Annotated in this window: 6 protein-coding genes and 1 pseudogene; 5 read left to right on the top strand and 2 right to left on the bottom strand. The window is 66.2% G+C overall.

Features of this window, described 5'->3' with window-relative positions:
* Positions 1-385 precede the first annotated feature (385 nt).
* Positions 386-1,363, top strand: a complete 978-nt coding sequence (gene cysK, locus NFW05_RS14400; protein ID WP_295308286.1) for a cysteine synthase A — start codon at positions 386-388, stop codon at positions 1,361-1,363.
* An 85-nt stretch (positions 1,364-1,448) separates the two neighbouring features.
* On the opposite strand, the pseudogene NFW05_RS14395 reads toward cysK, so the two are convergent.
* Positions 1,449-2,658: pseudogene (locus tag NFW05_RS14395) on the bottom strand (transposase).
* 373 nt (positions 2,659-3,031) lie between these two features.
* On the opposite strand from NFW05_RS14395, the gene NFW05_RS14390 reads away from it, so the two are divergent.
* The 4 genes from NFW05_RS14390 to NFW05_RS14375 are packed head-to-tail and all read left to right on the top strand — an operon-like array spanning position 3,032 to position 9,727.
* Positions 3,032-5,218, top strand: coding sequence for an ABC transporter substrate-binding protein (locus NFW05_RS14390; protein WP_295308283.1), 2,187 nt, complete (start codon positions 3,032-3,034; stop codon positions 5,216-5,218).
* A gap of 29 nt (positions 5,219-5,247) precedes the next feature.
* Positions 5,248-6,225 (top strand): ABC transporter permease, encoded by a 978-nt coding sequence (locus tag NFW05_RS14385; RefSeq protein ID WP_295308280.1) that lies wholly within the window; start codon positions 5,248-5,250, stop codon positions 6,223-6,225.
* Positions 6,225-7,667, top strand: a complete 1,443-nt coding sequence (locus tag NFW05_RS14380) for an ABC transporter permease (protein ID WP_295308277.1) — start codon at positions 6,225-6,227, stop codon at positions 7,665-7,667. Before NFW05_RS14385 ends, NFW05_RS14380 begins: the two co-directional genes overlap by 1 nt.
* Positions 7,664-9,727, top strand: coding sequence for an ABC transporter ATP-binding protein (locus NFW05_RS14375; RefSeq protein ID WP_295308274.1), 2,064 nt, complete (start codon positions 7,664-7,666; stop codon positions 9,725-9,727). The genes NFW05_RS14380 and NFW05_RS14375 overlap by 4 nt, the downstream gene beginning before the upstream one ends.
* Before the next feature lie 66 nt (positions 9,728-9,793).
* Here NFW05_RS14375 and NFW05_RS14370 read toward each other — a convergent pair whose 3' ends face one another.
* The gene (locus NFW05_RS14370) at positions 9,794-11,884 is read right to left on the bottom strand and encodes a LysM peptidoglycan-binding domain-containing protein (protein ID WP_295308271.1); all 2,091 of its coding nucleotides are present in this window, start codon (positions 11,882-11,884) and stop codon (positions 9,794-9,796) included.
* Positions 11,885-12,405: the final 521 nt, after the last annotated feature.

Below are 12,405 nucleotides of genomic sequence, written 5' to 3'. Positions count from 1 at the left end.
ACCCATCATCATCAAACCGACCGACAGAATTTACAGCAAATTTTGGACTTGACTGTCCACCGCCGCTGCGGGGGGCCGCGCTGTGCGTCTGGACGGCCTGGATGGGCCCCCGCCCGGAGTTCGGTCTGCCCTGGTGACCAGGTCGGTGTTGGGGCCCTGCGGCGCCACTTCGTGTCGAGCGGTCTCGACGCCGCGGAGATCGATCCCGCCGAATCGCCAGCCAGACGAGCCCGCAGACGGACGGCCTGCGCCAAAGGAGCAAACCATTGATTATATCCTTCTATCCATATGTTTCTTCCCGTCTGACGGCAGGTCGGATAGATTTCGCGCTGCGCGAGCAGCACGGCTCACTCAGCGATACCCATTCATTCACAGGAGAGACGAGATGCCCCACTGGTTCAAGGACAACGCCGAGTCGATTGGTCACACTCCGCTGGTCAGGCTCAATCGCGTCACCGATGGTGCCGCGGCAACCGTACTGGCCAAGATCGAGGGTCGCAACCCGGCCTATTCCGTGAAATGCCGGATCGGCGCGGCGATGATCTGGGATGCGGAGAAGCGGGGTTTGCTCGGTCCGCGCAAGGAACTGGTCGAGCCGACGAGCGGCAACACCGGAATCGCGCTCGCCTTCGTCGCGGCGGCCAAGGGAATCCCATTGACCCTGACCATGCCGGAGACGATGAGCCTCGAACGCCGGAAGCTCCTGACCACCTACGGTGCCCGACTGGTGCTCACCGAGGGAGCCAGGGGAATGAGCGGGGCGGTAGCCAAGGCCGAAGAGATCGCGGCCTCCGATCCGCAGCGCTACGTGCTGCTTCAACAGTTCAGGAATCCGGCCAATCCGGCGATCCACGAGGCGACGACCGGGCCCGAGATCTGGGAAGACACCGGCGGGGCCATCGACGTGCTCGTCTCGGGTGTCGGCACCGGCGGAACGATCACCGGCGTCTCGCGTTACATCAAGCACACGCAGGGCAGGAAGATCCTGTCGGTGGCCGTCGAGCCTTCAGCCAGTCCCGTCCTGAGTCAGAAGCGTGCGGGTCAGCCGCTGCAGCCCGGACCGCACAAGATCCAGGGAATCGGCGCCGGATTCATCCCCGAGGTGCTCGACCTGTCACTCGTCGACGTGGTCGAGCAGGTCAGCAATGAAGACGCCGTCGCCTACGCCCGGCGACTGGCGAAGGAAGAGGGCATCCTTTCGGGCATTTCGTGCGGTGCGGCCGTCGCCGCAGCGGTCCGCATCGCGCAGAAACCGGAGAATGCCGGCAAGACGATTGTCGTCGTGCTGCCGGATTCGGGCGAGCGCTACCTCAGTTCGATCCTCTTCGAGGGTCTGTTCAACGAGGCCGGGTTGCCGGTGTGAGTTTCCCGCTGCGCGACCAAGGCCCGATGCTTGGCTGGGGGTGCCGCGCGACTCTGCTCGTCCGCATTCGGGAAGATACCGGAGTTCATGATGAAGGCTTGGTTGACAGCACCTGCCCCACGACATCCGCGCGTGTCGCTGACCCGATCAGCGTAGCGAAGCGCGGTGCCGCGCATGCTGTGTCGCCGGCCTGGCTACCGTCCTGAGCCGCGTTCTGACGACGTCGCTGGCCGAGGCCACCGACCGCACGCCAATGATGACCATCGGTGCCCGCTCGAAGGCCGAGGCCAACCTGCCCGGAATCGGGATCGATTCCGGCACCGCCGTCGGCGTCGGGATCGCTGCGGCGATGGGCGTGCCATTGAGCAACGTCTTGCGGCTCAACGAACGGAAGACGTCGGTGGCCGGGATTCGCCACGCGCTGGCCGGGCTCGGCCAGATCTGCCGTCGGGCTTCCGCGAGGTCCGCTCCCTGCAGCACCCGCCTGGCCGCACTGGCGACCTCGGCGCGCACCTTGACCGGGCTGTGCGACAGCAGGTTTGCGCATCAGATGAACTTGGCAGCGCTGCCAGGTGGCCCCCTGAAAGTGCTTGGCCATCGCCCGCGTCAGCCCACCATACTCGTCGGAGACGACGAACATCACGCATTTGAGGCCACGACCCTTCAGCCAGCGGAAGGCCTCGTCCCAGGTCACGAAAGTCTCGCTGTCGCCGATCTGCACCCCGAGTATCTCCCGGCGCCCATCGCTCCGGGTACCCGAGATGATCAGCGCGGCTCCGCTCGTCCGCACGGCTCTTGAGAAAGAACGCGTCAACCAGAAGAAACGGGGTGTCCCCCGGCAGCGGCCGCTCGTCGAACACCCGTACGCGAACCTCCAGGCCCGCGTACGGCGCGCTCACCGTCGACTTCGAGAAACTCGCACCGCACAACTCCTCGGTGATCGTCGACACCTGGCGCGGCGACACCCCCAACTTCTCCATCAGCGCCACCACAAACGCCTGCTCACCGCGCGGGTGGCGCTTTAAGAACTCCGGCGAGAACACCCCTTCCCGTTTCTGCGGCACCTGCAGCGACAACGGCCCCGCCCGCCTGTACAGCGTCCGCACACGATGCCCATTCCGGTAACCCTGCCGCTCCTCGCTCCGCTCGTGCCGATCCGCTGCCAACGCTTCGCTCACCTGCTGCGCCTCCAAGATCTGGTTCAGCACCGCCTCCACCAGCTTCGCCAGCCCGTCCTGACCCGTCGACAGCCCTGGCAACAACTCCTTTCCTACGCCAGGCTCATATCCAGCCATCGCTTCTCTCCTTCGCTCGCTCGACGCCTTGACAAAGTCATCTCGGCGAAGCCAAGCGGTGGCTGACCACCTACCCGATTTGCAGCAGTTTACGGACTTGATCCCTTCTGCCTTCCGAAGTGACGTCAACTTGGAAGACGAAATCCCGGGGAAACCTCGGTCAACGCTCCGCGCTTTCTCGGTCATCAAAGCATTTTCCGGGCCGTCGCGGGATGTTTCCGGCCCATCGTGGAGTCTTCCCGAACTATCCCCGTTCGCCTGAATCCGACGACCATGCGGTCGCTCCCGACCGCTTCCCCCGTTTCCTCTCCCCAATCGGGAGAGGGCGCACTTGCTGAGTCGCCGGCCGACGTTCACGCTAAACTCTCACGCCATGCCGTCTGGTTCCCTTGCCGCCCCGCTGCTCTCCCGGCTTCTCGCTCTTCTGCTGATCCTGCTGCTCGCCGGCTGTGGGCACGAATGGAACGATCCGTATCCGGCCGCCGAGCGCGGCAGGAACATCCTCTACGCGGGGTTCAGCGAGCGCCCGAAGCATCTCGACCCGGTCCAGTCTTATACCGAGGACGAGATTACCTTTACCGGCCAGGTCTATGAGCCGCCGCTGCAGTACCACTACCTCAAGCGTCCGTACACGCTGATCCCGCTGACCAGCGAGGCGGTGCCGGTGCCGCGCTATTTCGACGAGCAGGGTCGCGAGCTGCCAGCCGCCGCGCCGGCCGCGGCAATCGCGCGCAGCGTTTACCAGGTCCGAATCCGGCCGGGAATCCGCTATCAGCCTCACCCGGCTCTGGCCACCGATGACGCCGGAGAGCCAGCCTATGCGCATCTCGACGAGCAGGCGCTGCGCGGGATCGACGGCATCGCCGACTTCCCGCGCACCGGAACGCGCGAACTCGTCGCCGATGACTACATCTACGAGATCAAGCGCCTCGCGCACCCGCGGCTGCATTCGCCGATCTTCAGCCTGATGGCGGAACGCATCGTCGGCCTGCGCGAACTCGGGGCCGCGCTGCACGAAGAGGCGAAGCGGCTGCCGCCCGGCGCCTGGCTTGATCTCGACCGCTTCGTGCTCTCCGGCGTCGAACGCGTCGACCGCTACACTTATCGGATTACGATCCGCGGCAAGTATCCGCAGTTCGTCTATTGGCTGGCAATGCCGTTCTTCGCGCCGATTCCGCGCGAGGTCGATCGCTTCTTCAATCAGCCGGGGATGGCGGCGAAGAACCTGACCCTCGACTGGTATCCGGTTGGCACCGGGCCGTACATGCTGACCCAGAACAATCCGAACAGCCGGATGGTTCTCGAACGCAACCCGAATTTCCACGGTGAGCGCTATCCGTGCCACGGCGAGCCGGGCGACGAGGAGGCCGGGCTGCTCGCCGACTGCGGCAAGCCGCTGCCGTTCATCGACCAGGCGATCTACTCGCGCGAGAAGGAGAGCATCCCTTACTGGAACAAGTTCCTCCAGGGCTACTACGACGCGTCAGGGATTTCCTCGGACAGTTTCGACCAGGCGGTACGACTCGGCGTCGGCGGCGACATCCAGTTGAGCGACGAGATGCGCGAGCGGGGAATCCGCCTGCTGACCAGCGTCCGGATGTCGATCTTCTACATGGGCTTCAACATGCTCGATCCGGTCGTCGGCGGGCTCGCCGAGCAGTCGACAAAGCTGCGTCAGGCGCTTTCGATCGCCATCGACCAGGAGGAGTTCATCTCGATCTTCATGAACGGCCGCGGCATTCCGGCGACGAGTCCTTTGCCGCCGGGAATCTTCGGCCATCTCGAAGGCGAGGCGGGGAACAATCCGGTGGTCTACGACTGGCTGGACGGACGCGCGCAGCGCAAGACGATCAGCGAGGCGCGCAAGCTGCTCGCCGACGCCGGCTGGCCGAACGGTCGCCACGTCAGGACCGGTGAGCCGCTCGTCCTCTACCTCGACACGACGAGCGGCGGCATGGGCGAGAAGTCGCGCCTCGACTGGCTGACGCGCCAGTTCGCCCGGCTCGACATCCAGCTCGTCGTCCGCTCGACCGACTTCAACCGGTTCCAGGAAAAGGTCCGCAAGGGCGCCGTCCAGCTCTATTATTTGGGTTGGAACGCCGACTATCCGGACCCCGAGAACTTCCTCTTCCTGCTCGCCGGGTCGGAGGGCAAGGTCGCCCGGTCGGGAGAGAACGCATCGAACTACGCGAATCCCGAGTTCGACCGCCTTTTCGAGCAGATGAAGAACATGGACAGCGAAGGCCAGCGGGCGGTTGATCGACTGGCCGTCATCCGCCAGGCGGTCGCCGTCCTGCAGCACGACGCGCCGTGGATTTTCGGTTTCCATCCGACCAGTTACACGCTTAGCCACGTCTGGCTGCGCAACCGCAAGCCGGCCGAGGTCGGCCACAACACGCTGAAGTACCAGCGCATCGACGTCGCCGAGCGCGAGCGGCTGCGCGCGCAATGGAACCGGCCGGTCGTCTGGCCACTGGCCGTCGTCGGGCTGCTGCTGATCGCCGTCGTCGTTCCGGCGGCGCTCGCCTATCGCCGGCGCGAGCGGAGCAGGGCGGCGTGACCGCAGTGCCTTTGTCGTAGCCGACAGCGATGCTCGCCTATCTCGTCCGCCGCGTGCTCTACGCCATACCGATCCTGATCGGCGTCAACCTGATCACCTTCGCGCTCTTCTTCGTCGTCAATTCGCCCGACGACATGGCCCGGATGCAACTCGGCGTCAAGCGCGTGACCCCCGAGGCGATCGCCCGCTGGAAGGCCGAGCGCGGCTACGACCTGCCGCTGTTCTTCAACGGCGAGGCAAACGGCGTCGCGACGCTGACCCGGACGATCTTGTTCACCAAGTCGGCGCGGATGTTCGTCGGCGATTTCGGGCGTGCCGAGGACGGCCGTGACATCGCGCGCGAGATCGCTTCGCGAATGGGACCGTCGCTGGCCATTGCGCTGCCGACCTTCGTCGTCGGGCTGCTGGTGAGCGTCACGTTTGCCTTGCTGCTGGTCTTTTTTCGCGCGACTTACCTCGACTTTGCCGGCGTCGTGCTGTGCGTGGCGATGATGTCGATCTCCGGGCTGTTCTACATCATCGGCGGCCAGTACCTGGTCAGCAAGCTCCTGAAACTGGTGCCGATCTCGGGCTACGACGGCGGCGTCGACGCCTGGCGCTTTCTGGTGCTGCCGGTGGTCATCGGCGTGATCGCGGGGATCGGCTCGTCGACGCGCTGGTACCGGACGATCTTCCTCGAGGAGACCGGTCGCGACTACGTGCGCACCGCCCGCGCCAAGGGCCTGTCCGAACTCGCCGTGCTCTTCCGTCACGTGCTGCGCAACGCGCTGATTCCGATCCTCACCGGCGTCGTCGTGGTGATTCCCCTGCTCTTCATGGGGTCGCTGCTCAGCGAGTCTTTCTTCGGCATTCCCGGTCTCGGCAGCTACACGATCGACGCGATCAACGCGCAGGATTTCGCGGTCGTCCGGGCGATGGTGTTCATCGGTTCGCTTCTGTACATCGTCGGCCTGATCCTCACCGACCTCTCCTACACTCTCGTCGATCCGCGAATCCGCTTCAGCTGATGCCCTTCATGCCCGTCTTCCTCTGGTCGGACGTCCTCCTCTGGTCGCTTCTCGCGGGGACCCTCGGCCTCGGCTGGCTGTCGCTGCGCAACGCGTTGCTGCGCGCGGCCTGGCGGCGCGTCGGCCGAAGCCGGACGGCGATGGCTTCGGCGACGCTACTCGTCGCTTTCGTGGTCGTCGGGATGCTCGATTCGCTGCACTACCGGCCTCGCCTCGAGGCTCAGGCGGAGCCCTCGCCGACGGCAGCGCAGTCGGTCAGCTACGGCGTCGAGGTGCTCTCGGCGCTCGATGCCGCGCTGAGGCCCCTGCGCACACGCCATGAGAAGACCTACTCGGAGCCGCTGGCGACGCGTCTCTACGCCCGCGAGTCGATCGAAGTCGATGAAGGAGGAGGGCGGATCCGACAGGTTCGCGATTTTCCGCGGCTGCGCTACGGAGGTGAGCACCTGGGAGGCGACGAATCCCGCCGCGACGGCGACATCGCCTTACGCCTGTTGCGCGCGCTGCTGATCGCCGCGCTGGTCTGGGCGGCGATCGCCGCGGTCAGCGTGGTTGCTCTGGCTCGCCGGAACGACTGTTCGCCGGGCGACGCGTGGTCGCGCATCTGGCGGGGTGACGGCGGCTTTGCCTGGGATGCCGTGCTGGTCATGCTCGGCGTTCTGCTGCTGCTGTCGACGGCGGTGGCCATGCTGGCCTCCGGCTACCATGTCCTTGGCACCGACAAGGTCGGTCAGGACGTCCTCTATCAGGTGCTCAAGAGCGTGCGCACGGCGCTGGTCATCGGTCTGCTGACGACCTTGTTGATGCTGCCGCTGTCGATCGCTCTCGGCGTCCTCGCCGGCTATTTCCGCGGCTGGGTCGACGACCTGATCCAGTACCTCTATACGACGCTGAGTTCGATTCCCGCCGTGCTGCTGATCGCCGCAGCGGTGCTGATGATGCAGGTGCTCATCGATACGCATCCGCAGTGGTTTGCGACGGCTGCCGAGCGGGCCGACCTGCGTCTGCTCGCGCTGTGCTTCATCCTCGGGGTGACCAGCTGGACGAGCCTTTGCAGGCTGATCCGCGGCGAGACACTGAAGCTGCGCGAGCTCGAATACATTCAGGCGGCGCAGGCCTTCGGCGTCCCGGACTGGCGGATCATCGGGCGCCACATCCTGCCGAATCTGATGCACATCGTGATCATCGCGCTGGTCATGGACTTCTCGAGCCTCGTGCTCGCCGAGGCGTTGCTGTCGTATGTCGGCATCGGCGTCGACCCGAAGATGGTCAGCTTCGGGACGATGATCAACAACGCGCGCCTCGAACTGGCCAGGGAACCCGTCGTCTGGTGGTCACTGAGCGCCGCGTTCGTCTTCATGTTCGCTCTCGTTCTCGCGGCCAACCTGCTCGCCGACGCGGTCCGCGATGCCTTCGACCCTCGTCTCGCGGAGGCCGCATGAGCCCCGAGCAGCATTCTCCGAGCGGCGAGTGTCTGCTCGAGGTGCGCGACCTGCGGGTCGCCTTTGCCAGCGGGCGCGCGCTGCATCCGGCCGTCGACGGGGTTTCGCTGGCCGTCTCGGCCGGCGAAACCGTCGCGCTGGTTGGCGAGTCGGGTTGCGGCAAGTCGGTCACCGCGCTCGCCTTGCTCCGCCTGTTGCCGCCAGCGGCGCGGATCCGCGGAGGAGCGGTCAGGCTGGAGGGCGCCGATCTGCTGCAGGTCAGCGAGGCCGAGATGCGCGGCGTGCGCGGCCGTGGCATGGCGATGATCTTCCAGGAGCCGGCGACGAGCCTGAATCCGGTGCTCAGCGTTGGCCGCCAGCTCGGCGAAGTAGTCGAACGCCATCTCGGACTGACGGGAAGCGCAGCGGCAGCGCGGGCGGCCCAGCTGCTGGGCTCAGTCGGCATCGCCGACCCGCTGCGCCGACTCGGCGAGTATCCGTTCCAGCTTTCGGGAGGCATGAAGCAGCGGGTGATGATCGCCATGGCTCTGGCCGGCAACCCGCGGCTGCTGATCGCCGACGAACCGACGACGGCGCTCGACGTGACCATCCAGGCGCAGATCCTCGATCTGCTGCGCGGTCTGCAGGCTGAGCGGTCGATGGGGATGTTGCTGATCAGCCACGACCTCGGCGTCGTGGCGCAGATGGCGACGCGGGTCTGCGTGATGTACGCCGGCCAGATCGTCGAGGACGCCCCGCGCGAGCTGTTCTTTTCCTCGGCGCGGCATCCCTACACGCGCAAGCTCTTCGCCGCGCTTCCCGACCTCGCACGGCGCGGCAGTCGGCTCGAGACGATCGCCGGTCAGGTGCCGCCTCTCGCGGCGATGCCTCGCGGCTGCCGCTTCGCCGAGCGCTGCGAGTACGCCCGTGATCTCTGCCGCGAAGTCGCACCCCCGTGGCGGCCGGTCGGACCTGAACAATGGCTGCGCTGCCATTTCGACGAATTGGCGCGAGCCGGTGGACCGGTGACCGGCGCAGCCCTGGCATCGCGGATCACCGAGTCGGGGCCGCCGGCGCAGGGCGGCGAGCCGCGTCTGCTGGTGGTCAGCGACCTGCAGGTGCATTTTCCGATTCGCCGGGGCGTCCTGCAGCGGGTCGTCGGCCAGGTTCGCGCGGTCGAGGGGGTTTCGCTCGAGGTCGCGCGCGGCCGGACGCTCGCTCTGGTCGGCGAGTCGGGCTGCGGCAAGACGACGGCCGGCAAGGCGGTCCTGCAACTGGTGACGCCGACCGCCGGCAGCGTGCGTCTGCTGGGCCGGGAGCTGGTCGGCGAGTCGCGTGGTTCGCTGCGGCCCCTGCGCCGGCGGATGCAGATGATCTTCCAGGATCCGTTCGCTTCACTGAATCCCCGCCTTTCGGTCGGCGAGATCATCGCCGAGGGCATGCGCGCGCTGGCCGTCGGTCGGTCGCCGGGCAGCCTCGCGCTGGCGACCGCCGCCGCTCTCGAGCAGGTCGGGCTCGATGCTTCGGCGGCGCGGCGCTACCCCCACGAATTCTCGGGGGGACAGCGGCAGCGCATCGCCATTGCCCGCGCGCTGGTCGTCGAGCCCGAACTCGTCGTCTGCGACGAGCCGACCTCGGCGCTCGACGTCTCGGTGCAGGCGCAGATCCTCAATCTGCTGTCGAGTCTTCAAGCCGATCTCGGACTGGGCTATCTGTTCATCACCCACAACTTCGCGGTCGTCGACCACCTGGCACACGAAGTGGCGGTGATGTACCTGGGCCGGATCGTCGAACGGGGCACCGTCGACGAAGTGTTGCGCACGCCACAACACCCCTATACGCGGGCGCTGCTCTCGGCAGTGCCGAGCCCGCGCCTCGATGCCCAGCCGCAAGCGCTGCGCCTGCGCGGCGAGGTTCCTTCGCCGGCGAACCCGCCGGCCGGCTGCCACTTCCATCCGCGCTGTGAGTACGCGCGAATCGAGTGTCGCGAGCGCTTCCCGGACCCCGCACGCCTGACGGCGACGCATCGCGTTTCGTGTCATCTGCACACTCCGGAGGCTGTCGACAGTCGGCGCACGTAGCGGGCGAGTAGACTGAAACGCCGCCTTTCGGCGGCGTTGGGCGAATCGGCGCGGGCGCCGGCGAGCCTAGAAGCTGTTCTGGACGAGCTGGATGGTCAGAGTGTGCCCGGGCTTGAGTTCGTTGCCCTGAATCCGGTTCCAGCGCAGCAGGTCATCTTTTTCGACCTTGAACTGTCGGGCGATCGAACCCAGCGTGTCGCCGCGGCGGATCGTGTACTGGGCGAGTTTGACGGGCTTCTTCGCCGTCTGGCGCGGCGTGTCGACGACCTCTCCTGTCTTCCTGCCGGGCTTGGCGTCGGGCCGGCTCTGCCGGCTGTCGGCGTCCTTGCCGTGCCGCGTCTCGGCTTCGGCGGCCTCGCCGCGCGACCGGCCAGCGGCCTGGCGAGCGACCGGCTCGGCTGCCGCGACGACGAGCCGCGTCCCCGAATTGACCTGCTCGCCGCGGATCCGGTTGAGCTGCCGGAGTTCGGCAACACTGATGTCGTAGCGGCTGGCGATCTGCGAGAGCGTCTCGCCTTTCCTGACCGTGTGCGAGCGCGAGCCCAGCGACGCGGTGGCCTCGTTGCGTCCGGCCGCAGCCCGGCTGTCGACTTCGGCGACGACGGCGCGCTGGGCTGTTGGCACCGACGCCTTCGTCGTCGGCTCGGGCGCGGAGACCAGCAGCGTGCTGCCGCTGTTCACCTGTTCGCCTCTTATCCGGTTGATCTGCTTCAGGTCGGCGATCGTCATATCGTAACGGGAGGCGATCTGCGACAGCGTCTCGCCCTTGCGCACCGTATGGCGGCGAGTCTGGGCGTGCGCGGGAGCTTCGCTGCGCGTTTCCGTCACGCGCCGATCGATCTCCGCCAAGGCGATCGGCTGGGCCTTGCCCGGTGCGGCCGGTGCATTGAGGGCCAGGCGCGTTCCCGGCGCGACCTTCTCCGAACGCAGCTTGTTGATCTGCTTGAGCTCGGCGACGCTGAGCCCGTTGCGCTGGGCGATCCTGAGCAGCGTGTCGCCCTTCTGCACCGTGTAGCTGCGCGCAGGTACGGCTGGCGCGGAATCAGGCTGCGCCAGCCGCTGCGTTTCGGCCGAAGGTCTCTGTTCGGCAGCCGGCTTTGGCTCGGCACCGACCTTCGGATCTGGCAGGGCGGCGAGTTCCGCCGGGTCGGCTCCCTCCTGGGCCGCGACGAGCAGGGTCAGGCCAGGGGAGACCCTGATCCGACCGTTGATGCCGTTGACCGCCTTGAGGTTGGCAACGGTCATCCCGAAGCGCGGAGCGACTTCCTCGAGTTTCTCCCCGGCGCGCAGCGTGTAGGCCTGCCAAGAGGAAAGCGGCTTGTCGCTTTCCTGATGCGCCTCGAGATTGCTGATGAAGGTGTCGACCTTGTGCGCAGGGATGACCACCGGAGTCTCGGACTTGATCACCGGACGGTTGTGTGCAGGGTTCAGTGCGACGAATTCCTGAACCGGCATCTCGGCGAGCCTTGCGGCGAGCTTGACGTCGATGTCCGCCGCCGGTTTGACCCTGGTGAAGTAGGGGCGGTTGGGGACGCCGCGGATATTCAGCTGGGCAAGGATTTTCGGGTTGCTGAAAATGTTCTTCAATGCCTGGAGCTTCGGCACGTAGTGCCGCGTCTCCTCGGGCATGTTCAGGCTGAGGTAGTCGCTCGGCAGACCTTTCTCGCGGTTCTTGGCGATCGCCCGGCCGACTGCGCCTTCCCCCCAGTTGTAGGAGGCTAGCGCGAGATGCCAGTCGCCGTGGAGCTCGTAGATGTACTGGAGGTAATCGAGCGCCGCGGCGGTCGAGGCGACGATGTCGCGTCGCTCATCGACCCACCAGTTCTGCTCGAGCTTGTACTGCTTGCCGGTCGTCGGGATGAATTGCCAGAGGCCGGAGGCGTGGCTTCGCGAGTAGGCCACGGGATTGTAGGCGCTCTCGACCATCGGCAGCAGCGCGAGCTCCATCGGCATGCCGCGCCTTTCGAGTTCCTCGACGATGTGGTGCAGGTAGCGGCTGCTTCTTTCGACGAAGCGGCGCAGGGACTCCGGACGGTTGAGATACCACTGCTGATAATGGAGAACCAGACTGTTGTTGATGTTCGGCATCGCGAAGCCGAGCCGGACACGCTGAAAGAGTTCGTCGGGTTCCGAGGTCAGGTCGATGGTCTCCGGCAATTGCGCCGGCGCGACGAGCTCGACCAGAGGCAGAACACCGTCTGGCCCCGCTAGCGCTGCGTTTTCGGAGGTTCCTGTTTGGGAGAAGCGGGCACCATCTGGTGCCGGAGGAGCGGAAGAGCGGCCCTGCGCCCTTGCCTCGTCGGTCGAGGCAGACCCACAGGCCAAAGCAAATGCTATAGCAAGCGCGATGCGTGGCGTCATCCGTACGTCCTGTTCTCGTGTTCGGGTGGGCGCCAGTTCATCCCCGATGCGTGGGATCACCTGGTCGAATGGTGAGACTGCAAGCGTGAAATTATAGACACGTTTCGCTGCGCGTGGACTGGAAAATCGGTCGTCAGCGAGCGGATGACGACGCTGCTGGATCGATGGATGATCGATCGCGGTCGCGCAGCGGCCAGACGAGACGCACAAACGACGAAGCCCGTGTCCGGAACCGGGACGCGGGCTTGTTTGCGCTGCGCAACTGGCGGAGTGGACGGGGCTCGAACCCGCGACCCCCGGCGTGACAGGCCGGTATT

The sequence above is a fragment of the Accumulibacter sp. genome (assembly GCF_023806625.1).
In the GTDB taxonomy this organism is placed as follows: domain Bacteria; phylum Pseudomonadota; class Gammaproteobacteria; order Burkholderiales; family Rhodocyclaceae; genus Accumulibacter.
This window is presented reverse-complemented; position numbering and strand designations above follow the sequence as displayed.

Excerpts from the sequence above, each read along its gene's own strand:
- cysK (WP_295308286.1), top strand. The coding sequence starts at position 386 with ATGCCCCACTGGTTCAAGGACAACGCCGAGTCGATTGGTCACACTCCG.
- NFW05_RS14390 (WP_295308283.1), top strand. The coding sequence starts at position 3,032 with ATGCCGTCTGGTTCCCTTGCCGCCCCGCTGCTCTCCCGGCTTCTCGCT.
- NFW05_RS14375 (WP_295308274.1), top strand. The coding sequence starts at position 7,664 with ATGAGCCCCGAGCAGCATTCTCCGAGCGGCGAGTGTCTGCTCGAGGTG.
- NFW05_RS14385 (WP_295308280.1), top strand. The coding sequence starts at position 5,248 with ATGCTCGCCTATCTCGTCCGCCGCGTGCTCTACGCCATACCGATCCTG.
- NFW05_RS14380 (WP_295308277.1), top strand. The coding sequence starts at position 6,225 with ATGCCCTTCATGCCCGTCTTCCTCTGGTCGGACGTCCTCCTCTGGTCG.